This window comes from Streptomyces sp. NPDC046349 (assembly GCF_055587885.1).
Window position 1 is genome coordinate 342,555 of sequence record NZ_JBVJFK010000002.1, and the last position, 23,011, is coordinate 365,565.

The following is a 23,011-nucleotide window of genomic DNA, read 5'->3' on the forward strand; positions in this document are numbered from 1 at the left end:
CCCCCGGCAAGGTACCGTCGGATATGAGGCACCAGGAGCGCTGAACCAGGCGTCTCCCAGGCGAAGGGGAAGCACCTCGTGGCACGCATCGGTGACGGCGGCGACCTGCTCAAGTGCTCGTTCTGCGGAAAGAGCCAGAAGCAGGTGAAGAAGCTCATCGCAGGACCCGGTGTGTACATCTGCGACGAGTGCATCGACCTCTGCAACGAGATCATCGAAGAGGAGCTCGCGGAGACCTCCGAGGTCCGGTGGGAGGAACTCCCCAAGCCCCGTGAGATCTACGAGTTCCTGGAGAGCTACGTCGTCGGCCAGGAGCCGGCGAAGAAGGCGCTCTCCGTAGCGGTCTACAACCACTACAAGCGGGTCCAGGCCGGCGAGAACGGCGGAGCGCAGGGCCGCGAGGACGCGATCGAGCTCGCGAAGTCCAACATCCTGCTGCTGGGCCCGACGGGCTCCGGCAAGACGCTCCTGGCGCAGACCCTGGCCCGCATGCTGAACGTCCCGTTCGCCATCGCCGACGCGACGGCGCTGACGGAAGCCGGCTACGTCGGCGAGGACGTCGAGAACATCCTGCTGAAGCTGATCCAGGCCGCCGACTACGACGTCAAGAAGGCCGAGACCGGGATCATCTACATCGACGAGATCGACAAGGTCGCCCGCAAGAGCGAAAACCCGTCGATCACGCGCGACGTGAGCGGTGAGGGCGTGCAGCAGGCCCTGCTGAAGATCCTGGAGGGCACGACCGCGTCGGTGCCGCCGCAGGGCGGCCGCAAGCACCCGCACCAGGAGTTCATCCAGATCGACACGACGAACGTGCTCTTCATCGTGGGCGGCGCCTTCGCCGGCCTGGAGAAGATCATCGAGTCGCGCGCGGGTGCGAAGGGCATCGGCTTCGGGGCGACGATCCGCTCGAAGCGCGAGATCGAGGCCAGCGACCAGTTCCAGGAGGTCATGCCGGAGGACCTGGTGAAGTTCGGGATGATCCCCGAGTTCATCGGCCGTCTGCCCGTCATCACCTCGGTCCACAACCTGGACCGCGAGGCGCTGCTCCAGATCCTCATCGAGCCGCGCAACGCGCTGGTGAAGCAGTACCAGCGGCTGTTCGAACTCGACGGTGTGGAGCTGGACTTCGAGCGCGAGGCGCTGGAAGCCATCGCGGACCAGGCGATCCTCCGCCAGACGGGCGCGCGCGGCCTGCGCGCCATCATGGAGGAGGTCCTGATGTCGGTGATGTACGAGGTGCCGTCCCGCAAGGATGTGGCCCGCGTGGTCATCACCGCGGACGTCGTCCGCTCCAACGTCAACCCGACGCTGGTCCCGCGCATCGTCCCGAAGGACCAGGGCCCGCACGAGAAGTCGGCGTAGCCGATAGGCAGTAGAGCGGCAGAAGACCGGTAAGCGAAAGGGGCGCCCCCGCCGGGGGCGCCCCTTTCGGCATTCAGGACTTCGTCGCGCAGTAATCGGCCAAGTGCTCGACGACGGCCGGCGGGAGCGCGTGTTCCTTGATCAACTTTTCAGGGAGAGGTCACTGCGGAGGGATGAAGAATGAAGAAGAAGCGTACGTTCAGCACTCTCGCAGCCGTATTCGCTGCTGCCGCCCTGCCCATAGTCGCCGCTTCGCCGGCGTCGGCCTCTTCAGCCGACTGCCAGGTGTACCTGCGAAACGTCGGTTACAACGTGGGTGCGCAGGTGCAGGCCGCGTGCGACCACGCCGCTGCATGGGACATGTCGGGCATGAATCGCCATGCCTGCTATGCGAGTCTGGTCAACCTTGGAGTGAAAGCCAACGACGCTTCGACGGCCTGCTATCAGCTCGCGTGAGGGCCACACGGTCGGCGTAGGGTTCCCCCTGCGCCGACCGCTGCACCCGTCATGACTTGACGCGGGCGGTGTTGTAGAGCTTCGCGGCGAGATCCGCGGCCTGCTCCTGGGTGTAGCCCGGCTTGCCGGCCAGGATCGACGCCACGTCGGAGGCGCTGACCATGGAGAGGGTGCTGTAGTCACCCCAGATGCAGAACGGCACCGTGGCCTCCTTGGGGCCCTTGGTGCTCGTGTCCTTCGAGGTGAACTTGATGTCCTGGCACTTCATGACGGCGCCCTTGAAGTTCGGCGGGGACATCTCCTTCGGGCTGCCCAGGAGCTGCACTTCGGACTTGCCGTCCTTGGCCGCCTCCAGCCGGGCCTGGGCGAAGTAGCCGTCCACGGCCTTCTCCGGGTCGGAGATCTCGCCGTACACGCCCGAGAAGTTGAGCCCCTTCAGGGTGAGGGGGTTCTTCGGGTCGCCGGACTGGTAGTTCATGCCCACCTGGGTCGGGTTCTTGACGCCCGCGGCCTCGGCTTCCTGCCGATCCTTGTCGGTGAAGGGCTTCGCCGCGTACTTGGGGTCCTTCTTGAAGTCGTCGACCGACTCCGGGGCGACCAGCTTGTAGCCCTTCGTGTCGGCGGAGATGCTGCCGCCCGCGCCGCCGCCCAGGAGGTACCAGCCGCCGCCCGCGATGACCGCCACCGCCACGACCACGCCGATGATCACGCCGGCCTTGGACTTCTTCGGCGGCTGGCCGCCGTACGGGGCCTGCTGGGGGTAGCCGTAGGCCGGGGTCGGCGGCTGCTGGGGGTAGCCCTGCGGCGGGACGCCCGGCTGCTGCGGGTAGCCGTAGCCCGGCTGCGGGGGCGCGGGCTGACCGCCGTACGGGCCCGGCTGTGCGGGCTGGCCGTACGGGCCGGGCGGCGGCGTGGGCTGCTGCCCGTACGGTCCCGGCTGCTGAGGCTGCTGTCCGTAAGGTCCCGGCTGGTTGTAGCTCATCCCGCGTCCCCCTCTGAGGTTGCTTATGCGTTCCTCACATCCTGTCCCAAGCCGAACCCCGCCAGGGCGCCGGGCCCCTCCCTAACCGGTTTCATGACTGGACTGTTACGGCCCTAAACTGGGCCCCGTGACCGAGAACACGCAGACACCCAGCAGCCCCGACTCCGAACTGCCGACCGCCTACACGCCGGCCGATGTAGAGGGGAAGCTCTACGAGCGCTGGGTGGAGCGTGGGTACTTCACGGCCGATCCGGCGAGCGAGAAGCCCCCGTACACCATCGTCATCCCGCCGCCGAACGTCACCGGCTCCCTCCACCTCGGCCACGCCTTCCAGCACACGCTGATGGACGCCCTCACCCGCCGCAAGCGCATGCAGGGCTACGAGTCGCTGTGGCTGCCCGGCATGGACCACGCCGGCATCGCCACCCAGAACAAGGTCGAGCAGCAGCTCGCCGAGGAGGGCAAGTCCCGCCACGACCTGGGCCGCGAGGCGTTCGTCGAGCGCGTCTGGCAGTGGAAGGAAGAATACGGCGGCAAGATCCTCGGCCAGATGCGCCGCCTCGGCGACGGCGTCGACTGGTCCCGTGAGCGCTTCACCATGGACGAGGGCCTGTCGAAGGCCGTCCAGACCATCTTCAAGAAGCTCTACGACGACGGCCTGATCTACCGCGCCGAGCGCATCATCAACTGGTGCCCCCGCTGTCTGACGGCCATCTCCGACATCGAGGTGGAGTACCAGGAGGACGCGGGCGAGCTCGTCTCCATCCAGTACGGGGAGGGCGAGGACACCCTCGTCGTCGCCACCACCCGCGCCGAGACGATGCTCGGCGACACCGCCGTCGCCGTCCACCCGGACGACGAGCGCTACAAGCACCTCGTCGGCAGGCAGATCAAGCTGCCGTTGACCGACCGCACCATCCCCGTCGTCGCGGACACGCACGTCGACCCCGAGTTCGGCACCGGCGCCGTCAAGGTGACCCCGGCGCACGACCCCAACGACTTCGCCATCGGTCAGCGCCACGGCCTGCCCAACCTGACGATCATGGACGAGCACGGTGTCATCACCGTCCACGGCCCCTTCCTCGGCCTGGACCGCTACGAAGCCCGGTCTGCTGTCGTCGGCGCGCTGCGCCAGCAGGGCCGCATCGTCGCGGAGAAGCGCCCGTACCTGCACTCCGTCGGGCACTGCTCGCGCTGCAGCACCACCGTCGAGCCGCGCCTGTCGCTGCAGTGGTGGGTCAAGGTCGAGACCCTCGCCAAGGCCGCCGGTGACGCCGTCCGCGACGGCCGGGTCGCGATCCACCCGGTGGAGATGGAGAAGCGCTACTTCGACTGGGTCGACAACCTCAACGACTGGTGCATCTCGCGCCAGCTGTGGTGGGGCCACCGCATCCCGGTCTGGTACGGCCCGGACGGCGAGGTCGTCTGCCTCGGTCCCGACGACGAGGCGCCGACGGGCGAGGGCTGGACGCAGGACACCGACGTCCTCGACACCTGGTTCTCCTCCGGCCTGTGGCCGTTCTCCACGCTCGGCTGGCCGGAGAAGACCCCGGACCTGGCGAAGTTCTACTCCACCGACGTCCTGGTCACCGGCCACGACATCATCTTCTTCTGGGTCGCCCGGATGATGATGTTCGGCCTGTACGCCATGGACGGCGAGGTCCCCTTCAAGACGATCGCGCTGACCGGCCTGGTCCGCGACGAGCGCGGCAAGAAGATGTCGAAGTCCTTCGGCAACGTCGTCGACCCGCTGGACTGGATGGACAAGTACGGCTCCGACGCCGTCCGGTTCACCCTGGCCAAGGGCGCCAACCCCGGCACCGACGTCCCGATCGGCGAGGACTGGGTCCAGGCGTCCAGCAAGTTCGCCAACAAGATCTGGAACGCCACGCGCTTCGCGCTGATGAACGGCGCCACGATCGAGGGCGCGCTGCCGCCGGCCGAGCAGCTGTCGGCCACCGACCGCTGGATCCTCTCCCGCCTGAACAAGACGATCGCGCAGGTCGACGCGTACTACGAGGACTTCCAGTTCTCGAAGCTCAGCGAGGCGCTCTACCACTTCGCGTGGGACGAGGTCTTCGACTGGTACGTCGAGCTGTCGAAGACGACCTTCTTCGCGGGCGGTGAGCAGGCCAAGGTCTCCGCGCGGGTCCTCGGCGAGGTCCTCGATGTCATGCTGCGCCTGCTGCACCCGGTGGTCCCGTTCGTCACCGAGACCCTGTGGACCACCCTCACCGGCGGTGAGTCGCTGGTCGTCGCCGACTGGCCGCAGGACAGCGGCTTCCGCGACGACGCCGCGGAGGCCGAGATCGGGAGCATCCAGACGCTGACCAAGGAGGTCCGCCGCTTCCGCAAGGAGCAGGGCCTCGACGACAAGCAGAAGGTCCCGGCGCGCCTGGACCTGACCGGCACCGTGCTGGCCGCCCACGAGGCCGCCATCCGCCAGGTGCTGCGGCTGCAGCCCGAGGGCGAGTCCTTCAGCGCCACCGCGACCCTCCCGGTCGCCGGTGCCACGGTCGCGCTCGACCTGTCGGGGACCATCGACGTGGACGCCGAGCGCAAGCGCCTCACCAAGGACCTCGGGGCCGCCGAGAAGGAGAAGCAGCAGGCCGAGGCGAAGCTCGGGAACGAGGCCTTCCTGGCCAAGGCCCCCGACAACGTCGTGGACAAGATCAAGGGACGGCTGGCCAAGGCCGAGGCGGACATCGCCCGGATCCAGGCCCAGCTGGCGTCCCTGCCGGCCGCCTAGCAGCCCCGGCGGATCAGTGAGACGAGGCCCCCGCACCGGACGCCGGTGCGGGGGCCTTCGCCGTACGCAGGCCCCGAGGCCGGCGCGCCGATCAGGCCGCCGGTCGGCAGGCGCCGGGCCGTGTCCCGGTGGGCGGTCGTTCCGGTCGTCGTTCCTGTGAGGCCAGGAGCGGGGGCGGGCCCGGGGGAGGGGCGCGGGGCGCGCGCCGCCGGGACCTCCGGCCTGTCCGAAGTGCCCTAGATCACGCCGTTTCTCTGTTGGTTGGATCTCATCCGCGCCACCGACCGCGGATGATGGAGGGCATGCACGTCAAGCCCGTCGCCCCGGTGTTCCACCGCTGCGTGGCCGCCGGCCGCCGACTGGCCGACACCTGGGCCGGTTCACCGCGAGCGGTCGACGTGCTCACCGCGCTCGGCTGCCTGGGGCTGATGGCCCTCGACCTGCCGGGCCTGGCCGCCGCGGACAACTCGCTCAGCGGGCCCGCCGCAGCCGTCGTGCTCGCCCTGGGCTGCGCGACGCTGCTGGTGCGCCGCCGGCTGCCCTGGATCTCGTACCTGGCCGCGCTGCTCTTCATCGGATGGCTCCACGAGCTGACCCTGATCCAGTTCGCGCTCTACTCCATCGGCCGCTTCCGCGGGCGCCGGGCGGGCATCCTGGCGACGCTCGGGTACATCGCCTTCGCGCTCCTGATGTTCTGGGTGCCGGGCTGGCCCGAGCCCCGCGGGCAGACGCTCAGCGGCTTCCTCGGCATCGTCGTGCCCATCGGCGCGCTCGCCTCGGCGGTGGGCATCGCCGCCTACCGGCACGACCTGGTGCGGGAGCTGACCGTCCGGCGGGCCGAGTCCGCCGTCTTCCGGGCCGTCCAGCAGGAACGGACCTCCGTCGCCCGCGACGTGCACGACTTCGTCGGGCGGGAGCTGACCTTGCTGACGGTACGTTCCGAGGTGCTGTCGGTACGGGCGCGTGAGACGGCGCACGCCAAGGACTTCGAGGAATTGGCCGACACCGCCCGCAGGGCCCATCTGGTGCTCAACGAGATCATCGTGCAGCGGGGTGAACGGGCCGCGACCCCGGGAGTGGACGGGCTGCAGGCGCTGGCGGAGGAGAGCGGACGGGCCGGTTCGCCCGTCCGGCTGGCCATGGACGACGACGTTCACGGCCTGTCGCCGCTGCGGCAGGCGGCGGTCTACCGGGTGGTGCAGGAGTGCCTGACCAATGCCGCCAAGCACGCGCACGGGGAGACCATCGACGTGTCGATCGCGACGGACGGCCCGCGGCTGCGGATAGCCGTCAGCAACGCCCTGCCGGACCGGACCCCGGGCCGGGCCCCCGTCTCGGCGGGATCCGGCACGGCCAGCATGTCCGAGCGCGTCCACAGCCTGGGGGGCACGCTGACGGCGACCCGCACGGACGACACGTACGAGGTGGTCGCCACCCTGCCGCGAGGTGAGGGATGTCCGGCGGATGAGGCCCGGGCCTGATCCGCCGGACGCCCCCTGACCCCGGCCCGGGGTCAGCAGGCCGCCCAGGCCCTCCACGCAGCGGCCCGAGCCCAGGACCGCGCAGTCCAGCGGGTCGTCGGCGACGAAGACCGGGATGCCGGTCGTGGAGGTCATGCGCAGGTCGAGCCCCGGCAGCAGGGCGCCGCCGCCGGTCCGGACGATGCCGTGCTCCATCACCTCCCCGGCCGGCTCCGGAGGGCAGTCCTCCAGCGTGCCGCGGACCGCCGCGACGACCACCACCATGGAGCCGCGCGGCTCGGCCACGGGCAGTCCGGCGCCGATCGCCGCCGCCATCGGCTCCCCGGTCAGGCGGACCGCCTTGGCGGCGACCACGGACGGCTCATCGAGGACGATCCCGCGCGCCCGCGCGGAGACGAGGGTGCCGGCGGTTGCCAGGCCGATGCCTGTGGCGCGGCCGGATGCTGTCTCGTTGCTGCTGGCCTGCGGCATTTGCTCCCCAATGGGCTGCCGGCAGGGCTTGCACAACGATCCGGTCGCGCCGGCCGCCGGAGGCCCTGAAACGGCGGGGCCGAAAGTCCTGCCGGCGGCCGTCCGTAGACTGGCCCTGTGAGTGACCAGCAGCCCGAGAACCACGACCACGACGACGAAGCCCTCGCCGGTGCCTTCGACGCGTTCGACCAGATCGTGGCGGAAGAGTCCGACCGCGACCCCGACCTGGCGGTGATCGAGGCCGGCAGCCGCACCCTGCGCGCCCAGGCCGGGCCGCCCCAGGGGGACCCGGTGCCCGGCCGGCCGGTCGACCCGGAGGTCGCCAAGGCGCTGCTGGAGGTGGAGCAGGAGCTGTCCACCCGCTGGGGCGAGACCAAGCTGGAGCCCTCGGTGTCGCGGATCGCGGCGCTGATGGACGTACTGGGCGAGCCGCAGCGCGCGTACCCCTCCATCCATGTCACCGGGACCAACGGCAAGACCAGCACGGCCCGCATGATCGAGGCGCTGCTGAACGCCTTCGAGCTGCGCACCGGCCGCTACACCAGCCCGCACGTACAGTCGATCACCGAGCGGATCAGCCTCGACGGGGCGCCGATCGAGGCCGAGCGGTTCGTGGAGACGTACCACGACGTCAAGCCCTACGTGGAGATGGTCGACGCCGCCGAGGAGTTCCGGCTGTCCTTCTTCGAGGTGCTCACCGGGATGGCCTACGCGGCCTTCGCGGACGCCCCCGTGGACGTGGCCGTGGTCGAGGTCGGCATGGGCGGCAGCTGGGACGCGACCAATGTCATCGACGGCTCCGTCGCCGTGGTCACCCCGATCAGCCTGGACCACACCGACCGGCTCGGCTCCACTCCCGGTGAGATCGCAGTGGAGAAGGGCGGCATCATCAAGCAGGACGCGACCGTGATCCTGGCGCAGCAGCCGGTGGACGCGGCCCAGGTGCTGCTGAAGAAGGCCGTCGAGGTCGACGCGACGGTGGCCCGCGAGGGCATGGAGTTCGGCGTCGTCTCGCGCGAGGTCGCGGTCGGCGGGCAGCAGCTGACGCTGCGCGGCGTGGGCGGCGAGTACGACGGCATCTTCCTCCCGCTGTACGGCGCCCACATGGCCCACAACGCGGCGGTGGCGCTGGCCGCGGTCGAGGCGTTCTTCGGGGTCGGCGGGCAGCACGCCCGGGTGCTGGACGTGGACACCGTGCGCAAGGCCTTCGCCTCGGTGACCTCGCCCGGCCGCATGGAGGTCGTGCGGCGCAGCCCGACGGTGATCCTGGACGCGGCGCACAACCCGGCGGGCGCGGCGGTCACCGCGGAAGCGGTCACCGAGGCGTTCGGCTTCAGCCGGCTCATCGGCGTCGTGGCCGCGAGCGGGGACAAGGACGTGCGCGGGGTGCTGGAGGCCTTCGAGCCGATCTTCGCGGAGGTCGTGGTCACGCAGAACTCCAGCCACCGGTCGATGGGCGCGGACGAGCTGGCGGCCGTCGCCGTCGAGGTCTTCGGTCCGGACCGGGTGCAGGTGGAGCCGCGGCTGGACGACGCCCTGGAGGCGGCGATCACGCTGGCGGAGGAAGAGGCCGAGTACGGAGGGGCCGGGGTCCTGGTGACCGGCTCCGTGATCACGGTGGGCGAGGCCCGCCTGCTGCTGAAGAGGGGCTGAGGATGCGCACGCTGTGTGCGAGCACGCTGATCGGCGAGTTCTTCGTGATCGGCTTCGCGGGACTGGTCGCCATGAAGGACCCGGATCTGACCCAGGCCACGGTCTGGACGGTGTGCGGGGTCTCGATGCTGCTGTCGGTGCTGCTGTGCGGCATGCTGTCGCGCCCCGGGGCGGTCCAGCTGGGCTGGGCCCTGCAGATCGGCCTGATCGCGAGCGGGTTCGTCGTCCCGACGATGTTCTTCCTCGGTGCGGTGTTCGCCGGCCTGTGGTGGTGCTCCGTGCACTACGGCCGGAAGATCGACTCGATCAAGGAGCGCTGGGCCGCCGCGCAGGAGGCTCCCGCGGCGTCCGGAGCGCCCGACACCGTCTGACGGACCCGGGGGTTCCCCGGGCCACCCGGGGGGCGGGACCGACCCGGACGGCCCTGTAGATTCGCCCTACCGCACCCGTATGCCGCAAGGAGCCGCAACATGACCCAGCGCACCCTCGTCCTGCTCAAGCCCGACGCCGTCCGTCGTGGCCTGGTCGGCGAGATCATCGGCCGCATCGAGCGGAAGGCCGGCTGGACCATTCCCGCACTGGAGCTGCGCACGCTCGACCAGGAGACGCTGGAGGCGCACTACGGCGAGCACAAGGGCAAGCCGTTCTACGAGCCGCTCATGGGCTTCATGTCCAGCGGCCCGGTCGTGGCCCTGGTCGTCGAGGGGGAGCGCGTGATCGAGGGCGTCCGCCAGCTGGCCGGACCCACCGACCCGATCGCGGCGGCCCCCGGCTCCATCCGGGGTGACTTCGGTACCGTCACCCGCGAGAACCTGATCCACGCCTCGGACTCGGAGGAGTCCGCCGAGCGCGAGCTGAAGCTCTTCTTCCCCGCGCTCTGATCAGTCCCTCCTGACGAGACATCAGCCGAATAGCGCTCATGACCTGGGGCGACCGAAGTAATTTCGGTCGCCCCCAGGTAATTCCGGGCCCGAGCGGGAACGCCTGGGCAGGACACGTCGTCACCACTGAGGGGGCGGGTATCCATTCCGGCGGGATTGCCGGAGTCCCGTCGCGCGGTGTCCGCACCCCGGCACTACGATGGGGCCTCCACCCACACACCCACCTCGCCGACCTGACAGCAGCCGCTATCAACTGGAAGGCCAGACGCTCCTCATGGGGAACAAGGGGAACAACATGTCGTTCATCGGCCGTGACATGGCGATCGACCTCGGGACCGCCAACACGCTGGTGTACGTGAGGGGCCGGGGGATCGTCCTGAACGAGCCGTCCGTGGTCGCCATCAACACGAACACCGGCGGCATCCTGGCGGTCGGCTCCGAGGCGAAGAAGATGATCGGGCGCACGCCCGGCAACATCGTCGCCGTACGGCCCCTCAAGGACGGCGTGATCGCCGACTTCGAGATCACCGAGCGTATGCTCCGGTACTTCATCCTCAAGATCCACAAGCGCCGCTACCTGGCCCGCCCGCGCGTCGTGGTCTGCGTTCCCTCCGGCATCACGGGAGTCGAGCGCCGCGCCGTCATCGAGGCGTCCACGCAGGCCGGCGCCCGCCAGGTGCACATCATCGAAGAGCCCATGGCCGCCGCCATCGGCTCGGGCCTGCCCGTCCACGAGGCCACCGGCAACATGGTCGTGGACATCGGCGGCGGCACCACCGAGGTCGCCGTCATCTCCCTCGGCGGAATCGTCACGGCACAGTCCATCCGGGTGGCCGGCGACGAGCTCGACAACGCCATCATCCAGCACATCAAGAAGGAGTACTCGCTCCTCCTCGGTGAGCGGACGGCCGAACAGATCAAGATCACCATCGGCTCCGCCTACGACCTCGACAAGGACGAGCACACCGAGATCCGCGGCCGCGACCTGGTCTCGGGCCTGCCCAAGACGGTCGTCATCTCGGCCGCCGAGGTGCGCAAGGCCATCGAGGAGCCGGTCAACGCCATCGTCGACGCGGTCAAGACCACGCTCGACAAGTGCCCGCCGGAGCTGTCCGGCGACATCATGGACCGCGGCATCGTCCTGACCGGCGGCGGCGCCCTGCTCCGCGGCCTCGACGAGCGGCTGCGCCGGGAGACCGGCATGCCGATCCACATCGCCGAGGACCCCCTCGACTCCGTCGCGCTCGGCTCCGGCAAGTGCGTGGAGGAGTTCGAGGCCCTCCAGCAGGTCCTGGACGCGCAGCCCCGTCGCTGACAACACCCCTCCCGCCAGGGAGAGGCCAAGCGGAACACAAGGATCCGCCGTACGGGTGCTACCGGGCCCGTGCGGCGGATCGTTGATATACAGGCAAAGAGAATTCCGACGAGGAAGGCACGGCCGCCGCACGTGAGGGACACACGAGAAAGCCGGCTGCTCCTGGTGCTTCTGATCGCCATCGCGTTCGCGTTGATCACGGTGGACATCAGGGCAGGCGAGGAGTCACCGGTCGACGGTGCCCGGCAGGCCGCCGCGGCGGTCTTCGGGCCGGTCGAGGAAGGTGTGGCGACCGCGGTCGATCCGGTCGCCAACGCCATAGGGGCCGTAAGGGACTCCGGGGAGCGCCACAACCGCATCGCCACGCTGGAGCGCGAGAACGCGGCCCTCAAGGCCAAGCTCGGCAGCGAGGACCAGACCCGCAGCCGCATCCACGAGCTCGACGAGATGCTCAAGCGGGCCGGCGCCGGACAGTACGGCATCAAGGGCGCCGAGGTCATCGCCATAGGAGCGGCCCAGGGCTTCTCCTGGACCGTCACCATCGACGCCGGAAGCAAGGACGGCATCGAACGCGACATGACCGTCCTCAACGGCGACGGGCTCGTCGGCCGCGTCACCACCGTCGGCCCCGACACCGCCACCGTCGTCCTCGCCAACGACCCCGACTTCACCGTCGGCACGCGCCTGGAGAAGACCGGCGAACTCGGCTTCGCCACCGGACAGGGCGACCGCGCCCTGTCCGTCCAGATGCTCAACGGCAAGGCGAAGGTCAGCCCCGGCGACCGCCTCGTCACCTTCGGTTCGCGCGGCAACAAGCCCTTCGTGCCCGGCGTCCCGATCGGAGAGGTCGTCAAGGTCGACCCCTCGCGCGGCGACCTGACCCGCACCGTATGGGTGCGTCCGTTCGTCGGCTTCTCGCGCCTGGACATCGTCGGCGTCGTGGTGATGCCGCCGCGCGAGGACCCCCGCGACGCCGTCCTGCCGCCCAAGCCCGAGGCCCCCAAGCCCACCCCGACGGTCACCGTCACGGTCACCCCGTCCGGGTCCGCCAGCCCGCTCGCCCAGCCGGCCGACGACTAGGAGCCGACCCCGCATGCGCTTCAACCGGATCCTGCTCTCGGCCACGCTCGTCGTGGTCGCCCTCGTCATCCAGGTCACCGTCCTGGGCCGGCTCCAACTGCCCGGCGCCGTACCCGACCTGCTGCTCCTCACCGTCGTCTCCCTCGCACTCGTGTACGGGCACGTCAGCGGCGCGCTCATCGGCTTCGGAGCCGGACTCCTCGCCGACCTGGCGCCGCCCGCCGACCACGCGGCCGGGCGGTACGCGCTCGTCCTGTGCGTCATCGGCTACGTCGCCGGCCTGGTCCGCCCCGACGGCGGGCGGTTCCGTTCCGCCTGGGGCCCGATGCTGACCGTCGTCGCCGCCGCGATCGGCTCCACCCTGCTCTACGCGAGCGTGGGCGCCCTCGTCGGCGACACCGCCGCCCGCCACGTGGGCCTGACCGGGCTGGTGTTCACCGCCACCCTCTACGACCTGCTGCTCGCGCCCTTCACCGTCCCGTGGATCATGGCGCTGGCCCGACGGGCCGAGAACGACCCGATGGCAGTCGAGGCCGGCGGCGGCCCCTCCAACAAGGCCGCCGACGTCTCCGCCGGCTGGCTCGCCGGCGGTACCGGCCTGCGCATCGGCAGCCAGCGCGGCGGCCTGCGCCTGAAGACCGCGCGGTCCCGCGCCAACAAGGCGGTCCGCATAAAGGGCATCAAGCCGGCCAAGGGTGTGAAGAGCGTCAAGAAGCTGTGAGGGAGGAGCAGACGTGACCAACGTCCCGGAGACCGGCCGCACCTCCCGGGTGCAGATCAGGCTCGTCATCATGCAGGTCCTCGTCTTCTCGATGCTCGTCACCCTCGGCGGCCGGCTCTGGTTCCTCCAGATCCGCAACGGCGCGGAGTACTACCACGAGGCCAAGAGCAACCACGTCCAGCGGGTCGTCCAGCCCGCGGTGCGCGGCTCGATCCTCGACGCCCGCGGGGTCCCGCTCGCCGACAACGAGACCCGCCTGGTCGTCTCCGCCAGCCGCACCGCGCTGATGAAGATGAAGGACAAGGGCAAGGGCGTCATGACCCGCCTCGCCGACGTCCTGGACATGACCCCCAAGGAGGTCATGGACAAGGTCCGGCTCTGCGACTCCCAGACACCCAAGCCCTGCTGGAACGGCTCCCCGTACCAGCCGATCCCGGTCACCCTCGAGGCAACCACCCAGCAGGCGCTCCAGCTGCGCGAACGCCCGGAGGAGTTCCCCGGCATCACCGCGGAGCCCACTGCCGTGCGCCGCTACCCGGCCCCCGGCGGCGCCCGCACCTCACAGGTGCTCGGCTACCTCTCGCCCGTCACCGACGACGAGATCCAGAAGGCCAAGGACACCGACTCCCCGCACCTGCGGTCCGACCAGGTGGGCCGCTCCGGGATCGAGCGCACCTACGACCGGGAGCTGCGCGGCAAGGCGCAGGTCACCTCGTACGAGGTCGACAACCTCGGCCGGGTCATGGGCCAGACCAGGTCGGACCCGGGAATCGCCGGATCCACGCTCATCACCAGCATCGACGCCCGCGTCCAGGCCGTCGCCGAGTTCGAGCTCCAGCAGGCGATGAAGGTCGTCCGCAACGAGACCGACAACATCACCGGCCGCAAGTACGAGGCCGACTCGGGCGCCGTCGTCGTCATGGAGGCCAAGACCGGCCGCATCGTCGCGATGGCCTCCCAGCCCGACTACGACCCCAACGCCTGGGTCGGCGGCATCTCCGGCGCGGACTACGCCAGGCTCACCAGCAAGAGCTCCAACTACCCGCTCCTCAACCGGGCCATCCAGGGCATGGCCCCCGCCGGCTCCATCTTCAAGGTTGTCTCCGCGAGCGCGGCCGTCCGGGCCGGCTACAAGTTCAACGACAAGTACAACTGCAGCAGCTCCTACAGCCTCGGCGGCCGCAGCTTCGCGAACTTCGAGTCCAAGGGGCACGGCCCCATCACCCTCGGCGAAGCCCTCAAGTTCTCCTGCAACACCGTCTTCTACGCCCTCGGGCACAAGGAGTGGCAGCGCGACGGAGGCCTCAGCCCCAAGAAGGACGCCCACGACTGGTTCTACCGGACCGCCCGCGAGTTCGGCCTCGGCTCCGAAACCGGGATCGACCTGCCCAACGAGGTCAAGGGCCGCATCCCCGACCGCCACTGGAAGCAGAGTTTCTGGGCGGCCAACAAGAACTCCTGGTGCAAGCAGGGCAAAAGGGGCGGGACCTACGTCGAGCAGATCGCCTACGAGAGCTGCCTCGAAGGCAACCAGCTCAAGGCGTACGACAGCATCAACTTCGCCATCGGCCAGGGCGACGTCCTCGTCACCCCCATCCAGATGGCCACCGCCTACTCCGCCATCAGCAACGGCGGCACCCTCTACAACCCCACCGTCGGCAAGGCCGTGATCAGCCCCGACGGCAAGCGCATCGAGATGATCAAGCCCCAGTCCCACGGCAGGCTCCCCATCGCCGCCCAGACCATCGCGGACCTCGACAAGGGCCTGCGCATGGTCGTCGAGCCCGGCGGCACCGCCGCCTGGCGCTTCGGCGGCTGGCCCCAGGACAAGATCCCGATGCACGCGAAGACGGGTACGGCCCAGGTCTACGGCAAGCAGACCACCTCGTGGCTGGCCACCTACACCAAGGACTTCACGATCGTCATGACGATCTCCCAGGGCGGCACCGGATCCGGAGCCTCCGGCCCCGCCGTCCGCAACCTCTACAACGCCCTCTACGGTCTGACCATGGACGGGAAGCAGGACCCCGAGAAGGCCCTGCTGCCGGCCCCGGAGGCGAAACTGCCCAAGATCAACCCCGACGGCTCCATCGACTCCCCCGAGATCCGGCCGTACGTACCGCCGTCCCCGGAGGAACTGGAACCGCCGGCACTCGCCGGGCCTCCCCCGACACGGCACGACTGAGGACCCCATACCGACATGCCAACCGCCAACAAGTTCTCCGTCTCCCGGTACGCGCCCGAACGCGGTCCGATGGCCAAGCTCACCGCCCGCGACTCCGTGCTGCGCCGCCTCGACTGGCCGATCCTGCTCTCCTCGCTCGCCCTGTCCTTCCTCGGCGCACTGCTCGTGTGGTCGGCCACCCGCAACAGGACCACCCTCAACCAGGGCGACCCCTACTACTTCCTCGCCCGGCACGCCCTGAACACCGGCATCGGCCTCGTGCTGATGATCGGCACCATCTGGCTCGGCCACCGCACCCTGCGCGGCGCCGTGCCCGTCCTCTACGGGCTCTCGCTCGTGCTCATCCTCGCCGTGCTGACCCCGCTCGGCGCCACCATCAACGGCGCCCACGCGTGGATCGTGATCGGCGGCGGATTCTCCCTCCAGCCGTCCGAGTTCGTGAAGATCACGATCATCCTGGTCATGGCGATGCTGCTCGCCACCCGGGTGGACGCGGGCGACCTCGCCCATCCCGACCACCGCACGGTCGTCAAGGCGCTCTGCCTGGCCGCCGCCCCGATGGGCATCGTCATGCTGATGCCCGACCTCGGCTCCGTCATGGTCATGGTCGTCATCGTGCTCGGCGTGCTGCTCGGCTCCGGGGCCTCCAACCGCTGGGTGATCGGCCTCCTCGCCTCCGGCGTGGGCGGAGCCGTCCTGATATGGCAGCTCGGCGTGCTCGACGAGTACCAGATCAACCGCTTCGCGGCCTTCGCCAACCCCGAGCTCGACCCCGCCGGCGTCGGCTACAACACCAACCAGGCGCGCATCGCGATCGGCTCCGGCGGCCTGACCGGCTCCGGGCTCTTCAAGGGTTCGCAGACCACCGGCCAGTTCGTGCCCGAGCAGCAGACGGACTTCGTCTTCACGGTGGCCGGCGAGGAGCTCGGCTTCGTCGGGGCCGGACTGATCCTCGTACTGCTGGGCGTCATCCTCTGGCGGGCCTGCGTGATCGCCCGGGAGACCACCGAGCTCTACGGGACCATCGTGTGCGCCGGCATCATCGCCTGGTTCGCCTTCCAGTCCTTCGAGAACATCGGGATGACCCTCGGCATCATGCCCGTCGCCGGTCTTCCGCTGCCGTTCGTGTCCTATGGAGGCTCGTCGATGTTCGCCGTGTGGATAGCGGTCGGACTCCTCCAGTCGATCAAGGTCCAGCGGCCATTGTCAGCCTGATGTTCCCTTCATCCTGCAGACGTGTTCCGTTCAGGACTAAGTTCGGTATATGGCGGACACAAAGCGCGAGATCGAGCGCAAATTCGAGTTCTCCACGGCCAAATCTGCCCGGCGCGGGGTGCCGGACCTGACGGGGACGGCCGCGATCGCGGCCGTCACCGACCAGGGCACCATCGACCTCGACGCCGTCTACTACGACACCCCCGACCAGCGGCTCGCAGCCGACGGTCTCACCCTGCGGCGCAGAACGGGCGGCGCCGACGAGGGCTGGCACCTCAAACTGCCCGTCTCCCCGGGAGTGCGCGACGAGGTCGGCGCCGAGCTCAGCGACACGGTCCCACCCGCCCTCGCCGCCCTCGTGCGCTCCCGCGTCCGCGACGCCGGACTCGGGCCGCAGGTCCGGCTTGTCTCCTCGCGCCGCGTCAGCCACCTGCTCGACGCCGACGGAGCACTCCTCGCCGAACTGAGCACCGACGAGGTCCTGGCCGAGCGCGGCGACGCCACCGCCGCCTGGACCGAGGTCGAGGTGGAACTCGCCGAAGGTGTCGACCCCGACCTGCTCGACGCCGTCGAGAAGACCTTCCGCAAGGCAGGGCTCAGGGTCTGCGACGCCCCCTCGAAACTCGCCCGAGCCCTCGCGGAGACCGGCGCCGAGCCCCCGGCCCGGCCCGTCGGAGGCGGCCCCGAGGGCACCGCCGGCGCGCACGTGGTCGCGTACCTGGCCGAGCAGCGCGACGCCCTCGTCGCCCAGGACCCGGCCGTACGGCGGAACCTGCCGGACTCCGTCCACCGGATGCGCGTCGCCACCCGCCGGCTGCGCAGCGCCTTCAAGACGTACCGCAAGGTCCTGGACCGCGAGGTCACCGACCCGGTCGGCGAGGAGCTGCGCTGGCTGGCCGCCGAACTCGGGGTCGACCGGGACCAGGAGGTCCTGATGGAGCGGCTCCAGGCCCAGCTCGCCGAACTGCCCCGCACTCTGCTGACCGGCCCCGTCCGCAGCCGGCTGCGGACATGGAACACGGGCCGGCGCTCCGGCTCGCGCCGCAGGGCCCTGGCCGCGCTCGACAGCGACCGCTACGTCACCCTGCTGAACTCCCTCGACGCCGTGCTGGATGCGCCCCCGCTGCTCGACGGCGCAGCCAAGTCCCCGAAGAAGGTCCTCCCGAAGGCGGTGCTCCGCGACTACGCGCGCCTTGCCACCCGGATCGACGGCGCCCTCGCCCTCGACGCAGGCAAGGAGCGGGACGTCGCCCTGCACGAGGCCCGCAAGGCGGCCAAGCGCGTCCGGTACGCGGCGGAGTCGGCCGAGCCCGAACTCGGCAAGCCCGCGAAACGCCTGGCCAAGGCCGTGAAGAAGGTCCAGACCCTGCTCGGCGACCACCAGGACAGCGTCGTGGCCCGCGACGCCCTGCGCGGCCTCTCGGCCCAGGCTGCCGACGCCGGGGAGTCCGCCTTCACCTGGGGCGTGCTCTACGGCCGCGAGGAGGCCCTGGCCGAGCGGCGCGAGCGGGAGCTTCCGGACCTCTGGGCGAAGGCCTCGGCCCCCGCCCTGCGGTCGGCCCTGCAGTGATCATGCGGGTGGGGGCGGCTGAGCCATCGGGGTACGCTAGATAGCTGCCCCCTGCCCGCTTCACGAAAGTCGCGTGATGACCGAGTCGGTCTTCCCTCAGCTTGAGGCCCTGCTTCCGCACGTGCAGAAGCCCATCCAGTACGTCGGCGGTGAACTCAACTCCACGGTGAAGGAGTGGGAGAGCTGTGACGTCCGCTGGGCCCTCATGTACCCGGACGCATACGAAGTCGGGCTGCCCAACCAGGGCGTCATGATCCTCTACGAGGTGCTCAACGAGCGCGAGGGCGTCCTCGCCGAGCGCACCTACAGCGTCTGGCCGGACCTCGAAGAACTGATGCGCGAGCACAAGGTGCCCCAGTTCACCGTGGACAGCCACCGCCCCGTCTCGGCCTTCGACGTGTTCGGCCTGTCCTTCTCCACGGAGCTGGGCTACACCAACATGCTCACGGCCCTGGACCTCGCGGGCATCCCGCTGGAGGCCCGGAACCGCACGGTGGACCACCCGATCGTCCTCGCGGGCGGCCACGCGGCCTTCAACCCGGAGCCGATCGCGGAGTTCATCGACTGCGCGGTCATCGGCGACGGCGAGCAGGCCGTCCTCGACATGACCGAGATCATCCGCACCTGGAAGGCCGAGGGCCGGCCGGGCGGCCGCGAGGAGGTCCTCCTCCGTCTCGCCAAGACCGGCAACGTCTACGTCCCCGGCTTCTACGACGTCGAGTACCTGCCGGACGGCCGTATCGGCCGCGTCGTACCCAACCGGTCCGGCGTGCCCTGGCGCGTGTCCAAGCACACCGTCATGGACCTCGACGAGTGGCCGTACCCCAAGCAGCCCCTCGTCCCGCTCGCGGAGACCGTCCACGAGCGCATGTCCGTCGAGATCTTCCGCGGCTGCACCCGCGGCTGCCGTTTCTGCCAGGCCGGCATGATCACGCGCCCCGTGCGGGAGCGAAGCATCACCGGCATCGGCGAGATGGTCGAGAAGGGTCTCAAGGCGACCGGCTTCGAGGAGGTCGGCCTGCTCTCGCTGTCCTCCGCGGACCACACCGAGATCGCCGACATCGCCAAGGGCCTGGCGGACCGCTACTCGGACGACAAGGTGGGCCTGTCCCTGCCGTCGACCCGCGTGGACGCCTTCAACGTGGACCTGGCCAACGAGCTGACCCGCAACGGTCGCCGGTCCGGTCTGACCTTCGCCCCCGAGGGCGGCTCCGAGCGCATGCGCAAGGTCATCAACAAGATGGTCTCGGAGGAGGACCTGATCCGGACCGTCGCCACCGCCTACGGCAACGGCTGGCGCCAGGTGAAGCTGTACTTCATGTGCGGCCTGCCCACCGAGACCGACGAGGACGTGCTCCAGATCGGCGACATGGCCGTCAACGTCATCGCCAAGGGCCGCGAGGTCTCCGGCCAGAACGACATCCGCTGCACGGTGTCCATCGGCGGGTTCGTGCCCAAGCCGCACACCCCGTTCCAGTGGGCGCCGCAGCTGTCGGCCGAGGAGACGGACGCCCGCCTGGGCAAGCTCCGCGACAAGATCCGCGGCGACAAGAAGTACGGCCGCTCCATCGGCTTCCGCTACCACGACGGCAAGCCGGGCATCGTGGAGGGCCTCCTCTCACGCGGTGACCGCCGCATCGGGGACGTCATCCGCGCCGTCTACGAGGACGGAGGCCGCTTCGACGGCTGGCGCGAGCACTTCAGCTACGACCGCTGGATGCAGGCCGCGGAGAAGACGCTGCCCGCCTACGGCGTGGACGTGGCCTGGTACACCACGCGCGAGCGCACCTACGAGGAGGTCCTGCCCTGGGACCACCTGGACTCCGGTCTCGACAAGGACTGGCTCTGGGAGGACTGGCAGGACGCCCTGGACGAGACCGAGGTCGACGACTGCCGCTGGACGCCGTGCTTCGATTGCGGCGTCTGCCCTCAGATGCAGACCGAGATCCAGATCGGCCCGACCGGCAAGAAGCTCCTGCCGCTGTCGGTCGTGAAGTAGCCGGCGACGTAACCCTTGGGTCACGAGAGGCCCCCGCCCGCAACGGGTGGGGGCCTCCGTCGTGTCCTCCACTGCATGGAAATGGACAAGCGGTCTCCCGCCGGCAGCGGCGACGGGTGCCTGGTGGGCGTCATCAGGATCGCCGTGAAGATCGTCGCCGTACTTGTCGTACTGCCCGTACGAGTGGTGTGGGAGCTTGTGACCGCCGCGGCCCGGGCCGTGCACCGGCACGTCCTCGGGCCGCTGTACGTCCATGTCGTCGAGCCCCTGCTCCGTGCGCTGGGATGGCTGCTGACCACCCTCCTCAAGCTGGTGTTCGTGTGGCCGTGGCTCGGGTTGTGGCGGTACGTGCTCGGTCCGGTCGGGCAGGGGCTGGCGTGGGTGTGGCGGGGCCTGTACGGCCGGGCGCTGGCACCGGCCGGGCGGTTCCTGGCCGCCTGTGTGCTGCGTCCGGTCGGGGAGGCGCTGGCCCGGCTCGGCCGCGGCGGCATGCGCTACCTGCTCGCGCCCCTCGCCAAGGGCGTCGGCCGGATCGGATGGGCCATCGGCATGACGCTGTTCGTCTGGCCGTGGGTCGCGCTGTGGCGCTACGTGCTCGCGCCGGTCGGCCGTGCCGTGGCCTGGCTCGCCGCCGTGGTCCACCGCTACGTCCTCACCCCCGTCGGCCACGGCCTCGTCTGGCTGGCGGTCGCGGTTTTCCGGTACCTGCTGAGGCCCGTCGGGCTGGGTCTCGTACTGCTCGCGGTCGCCTCGTACCGGTACCTCGTGCGACCCGTCGGGCTCGGCATCGTATGGCTCGCGGTCGCCTCGTACCGCTATCTCCTCACGCCGGTCGGACAGGTCCTCGTCTGGGCCTGGCACGTGGCCGGGCGGATCGCCGGCGCCCTGTGGCGCGGGCTCAAGTGGATCGGCTGGGTGCTGGTCGGGTGGCCCGCCTCCCGGGTGTACCGGCACGTCCTCACCCCCGTCGGACACGCCGCGCGGGGCGCCTGGCGTACGGGCCGCGCGGCCGTCCGCGAGGCACGGGCCACCGTGCGCCGTGCGCTCTTCGGTACTCCTCCCGTGGAACCGGCGAGGTCACGGGCGCGTACTCTGGGTAGTACGACAGCCGCCGACGCGGCACCCGCAGACGAGATCTCCCTGCCCCGACGGCAGGGGTGAGCCGGAGCGGGTCGACAGACCTCAGGGCGAAGCGCGAGCCGCGGAGCCCCGCACAAGGAGAAGAACCACTGGGCAAGCGACAGCCCGAAGGCCCGCCTCCCGCACCGGTGGTGCAGCGCATTCGACTGCGCTACACCAAGCGCGGCCGCCTCCGGTTCACCAGCCACCGCGACTTCCAGCGCGCCTTCGAGCGGGCCCTGCGCCGCGCCGAGGTGCCCATGGCGTACTCGGCGGGCTTCACCCCGCACCCGCGCGTCAGTTACGCGAACGCCGCCCCGACCGGGACCGGCAGCGAGGCCGAATACCTGGAGATCGGCCTCGCCGCGCCGCGCGACCCCGAGAAGCTCCGCGAGCTGCTCGACGAGTCGATGCCGGCCGGACTCGACATCATCGACGCCGTCGAGGCACGCACCTCGGGCCTGGCCGACCGGCTGACCGCCTCCGTGTGGGAGATGCGCCTGGACGGCGTGGAGCCCGCCGAGGCCGAGCGGGCTGTGACGGCCTTCCTCGCCGCCGAGACCGTCGAGGTGCAGCGCAAGACCAAGAACGGCGTGCGGACCTTCGACACCCGCGGCGCGGTCGTCAGCCTCGAAGCGCTTCCGGCGCCGGCTGATAGGCCACTGGACAATGCCTGTGCGATACTGCGGCTGGTTGTTCGGCATCTGACACCTGCCGTGCGACCCGACGACGTCCTGTCCGGTCTCCGAGCTGTGGCCGACCTGGCGCCGCCGGTCCCCTCTGCGGTGACCAGGCTGGCGCAGGGGCTCTTCGACGAGGAGTCCGGCACGGTGACCGACCCGCTCGCGCCCGACCGCGAGGCAGACACGGCCGCCCCACCCACGGTCGCCGTGACCGCCGACGCGAAGGCGCCGGAAGGTCCCGCCGCGTAGGGATCGTCGTCGTCGCGCAGCCCTGGTACTCGGGAGCCACCTGGGTCGGGCCGCGTACAGACCTGAAGACTTCCGCCAGGCCGTACGGACCAACACGTACGGAACCGGCGGCCATGGACTACAGCTCCCGTGTGGCGAACGCGCCCCGGAGGCCGGCTCCGCGCATCGTGCGGAGCCGTGCCGGACCGGAAGTCAGCCGCGGCGCCCGGGAGCGTGACGGGAGAACCGCCCGCAATGCTCAACAACGAAAACGACACCACCACCCCCGCCGGCGCCGACAGCGGCAGCCCCAGCGACAACCTGCCGCCGCGCAGGCGTCGCCGTGCCGCTTCCCGGCCGGCCGGTCCGCCCGGCGGCACCCCTGCCGCCGAGGTGACTGAAGCGGCGGAGCCCGCCCCCGTCGAGGAGGCCGCTCCGGCCGCCGCACCCGCCCGTCCCCGCCGCCGCGCGACCCGCGCCGTGGCAGCTCCGAAGACCCAGGCCGTGGAGGCCGTCGTCGTCGAGCCCGCCGCCGAGACCCCGCTCGCCGAGGCTGCCGCCCCGGTCGTGGAGGAGTCCGCTGCGGCTCCGGCTCCGCGTGCCCGTCGCCGGGCGACCCGCGCCGTGGCCGCTCCGGCCGCCGAGGCTGCCGAGGTTCCGGTTGTGGATGCTCCGGCTGCCGCCGAGGCTGCCGCCCCGGTTGTCGAGGAGGCCGCTCCGGCTCCGCGTGCCCGTCGCCGGGCGACCCGCGCCGTGGCCGCCCCGGCCGCCGAGGCTGCCGAGGTTCCGGTTGTGGATGCTCCGGCTGCCGCCGAGGCTGCCGCCCCGGTTGTCGAGGAGGCCGCTCCGGCTCCGCGT

At 70.5% G+C, this 23,011-nt stretch carries 17 protein-coding genes and 2 pseudogenes; 17 read left to right on the plus strand and 2 right to left on the minus strand.

The genetic code is table 11. The annotated features are described in order from the left end of the window. Positions 1 to 78 precede the first annotated feature (78 nt). On the plus strand, positions 79 to 1,365 hold the full coding sequence (gene clpX / locus ACZ6JS_RS05190; protein ID WP_030840753.1) for an ATP-dependent Clp protease ATP-binding subunit ClpX: 1,287 nt from the start codon (positions 79 to 81) through the stop codon (positions 1,363 to 1,365). A gap of 180 nt (positions 1,366 to 1,545) precedes the next feature. Next, positions 1,546 to 1,821, plus strand: a complete 276-nt coding sequence (locus ACZ6JS_RS05195; protein WP_158717794.1) for a hypothetical protein — start codon at positions 1,546 to 1,548, stop codon at positions 1,819 to 1,821. A gap of 49 nt (positions 1,822 to 1,870) precedes the next feature. Here the strand turns inward: ACZ6JS_RS05195 and ACZ6JS_RS05200 are convergent, their stop codons facing one another. Then, entirely contained in the window at positions 1,871 to 2,803 is a 933-nt protein-coding gene (locus tag ACZ6JS_RS05200; protein WP_030760916.1) for a hypothetical protein, read from the minus strand. Between the two features lie 127 nt (positions 2,804 to 2,930). Between ACZ6JS_RS05200 and ACZ6JS_RS05205 the strand changes: the two genes are divergently transcribed. Both ACZ6JS_RS05205 and ACZ6JS_RS05210 read left to right on the plus strand, forming a co-directional pair. Next, positions 2,931 to 5,552 carry a valine--tRNA ligase gene (locus ACZ6JS_RS05205; protein ID WP_469295884.1) on the plus strand — a complete coding sequence of 874 codons (2,622 nt, stop codon included), beginning with the start codon at positions 2,931 to 2,933 and terminating at the stop codon, positions 5,550 to 5,552. A 302-nt stretch (positions 5,553 to 5,854) separates the two neighbouring features. Continuing rightward, positions 5,855 to 7,033 carry a sensor histidine kinase gene (locus ACZ6JS_RS05210; RefSeq protein ID WP_469295886.1) on the plus strand — a complete coding sequence of 393 codons (1,179 nt, stop codon included), beginning with the start codon at positions 5,855 to 5,857 and terminating at the stop codon, positions 7,031 to 7,033. 51 nt (positions 7,034 to 7,084) lie between these two features. On the opposite strand, the pseudogene ACZ6JS_RS05215 reads toward ACZ6JS_RS05210, so the two are convergent. Further along, positions 7,085 to 7,504 (minus strand): annotated as a pseudogene (locus tag ACZ6JS_RS05215) (rod shape-determining protein); the annotation flags it as partial. Between the two features lie 117 nt (positions 7,505 to 7,621). On the opposite strand from ACZ6JS_RS05215, the gene folC reads away from it, so the two are divergent. The 13 genes and pseudogenes from folC to ACZ6JS_RS05280 form a co-directional block, all read left to right on the plus strand. Then, complete coding sequence (folC, locus tag ACZ6JS_RS05220; protein WP_469295888.1) at positions 7,622 to 9,157, plus strand: bifunctional tetrahydrofolate synthase/dihydrofolate synthase; 1,536 nt, start codon at positions 7,622 to 7,624, stop codon at positions 9,155 to 9,157. Between the two features lie 2 nt (positions 9,158 to 9,159). Continuing rightward, a complete protein-coding gene (locus tag ACZ6JS_RS05225; RefSeq protein WP_469295890.1) occupies positions 9,160 to 9,528 on the plus strand; it encodes a DUF4233 domain-containing protein in 369 nt (122 codons plus the stop codon). 99 nt (positions 9,529 to 9,627) lie between these two features. After that, complete coding sequence (gene ndk, locus ACZ6JS_RS05230; protein WP_030027161.1) at positions 9,628 to 10,038, plus strand: nucleoside-diphosphate kinase; 411 nt, start codon at positions 9,628 to 9,630, stop codon at positions 10,036 to 10,038. A 295-nt stretch (positions 10,039 to 10,333) separates the two neighbouring features. Beyond that, entirely contained in the window at positions 10,334 to 11,353 is a 1,020-nt protein-coding gene (locus ACZ6JS_RS05235) for a rod shape-determining protein (RefSeq protein ID WP_008738981.1), read from the plus strand. A 132-nt stretch (positions 11,354 to 11,485) separates the two neighbouring features. Next, complete coding sequence (gene mreC, locus ACZ6JS_RS05240) at positions 11,486 to 12,433, plus strand: rod shape-determining protein MreC (protein WP_469295891.1); 948 nt, start codon at positions 11,486 to 11,488, stop codon at positions 12,431 to 12,433. A gap of 13 nt (positions 12,434 to 12,446) precedes the next feature. Beyond that, entirely contained in the window at positions 12,447 to 13,154 is a 708-nt protein-coding gene (gene mreD, locus ACZ6JS_RS05245) for a rod shape-determining protein MreD (protein WP_469295893.1), read from the plus strand. 13 nt (positions 13,155 to 13,167) lie between these two features. After that, positions 13,168 to 15,339: a penicillin-binding protein 2 gene (mrdA, locus tag ACZ6JS_RS05250; RefSeq protein WP_469295895.1), complete on the plus strand. Its 2,172-nt coding sequence runs from the start codon at positions 13,168 to 13,170 to the stop codon at positions 15,337 to 15,339. A 15-nt stretch (positions 15,340 to 15,354) separates the two neighbouring features. Continuing rightward, entirely contained in the window at positions 15,355 to 16,554 is a 1,200-nt protein-coding gene (gene rodA / locus ACZ6JS_RS05255; protein WP_469295897.1) for a rod shape-determining protein RodA, read from the plus strand. Positions 16,555 to 16,603: 49 nt separating this feature from the next. Beyond that, entirely contained in the window at positions 16,604 to 18,124 is a 1,521-nt protein-coding gene (locus ACZ6JS_RS05260; RefSeq protein WP_469295898.1) for a CYTH and CHAD domain-containing protein, read from the plus strand. A 73-nt stretch (positions 18,125 to 18,197) separates the two neighbouring features. Beyond that, positions 18,198 to 20,123, plus strand: coding sequence for a TIGR03960 family B12-binding radical SAM protein (locus tag ACZ6JS_RS05265; RefSeq protein WP_469295900.1), 1,926 nt, complete (start codon positions 18,198 to 18,200; stop codon positions 20,121 to 20,123). 75 nt (positions 20,124 to 20,198) lie between these two features. Next, positions 20,199 to 21,284, plus strand: a complete 1,086-nt coding sequence (locus ACZ6JS_RS05270; RefSeq protein ID WP_469295902.1) for a hypothetical protein — start codon at positions 20,199 to 20,201, stop codon at positions 21,282 to 21,284. A gap of 110 nt (positions 21,285 to 21,394) precedes the next feature. Further along, the gene (locus ACZ6JS_RS05275) at positions 21,395 to 22,174 is read left to right on the plus strand and encodes a TIGR03936 family radical SAM-associated protein (protein ID WP_469296408.1); all 780 of its coding nucleotides are present in this window, start codon (positions 21,395 to 21,397) and stop codon (positions 22,172 to 22,174) included. Between the two features lie 234 nt (positions 22,175 to 22,408). After that, positions 22,409 to 23,011 (plus strand): annotated as a pseudogene (locus ACZ6JS_RS05280) (ribonuclease E/G); the annotation flags it as partial.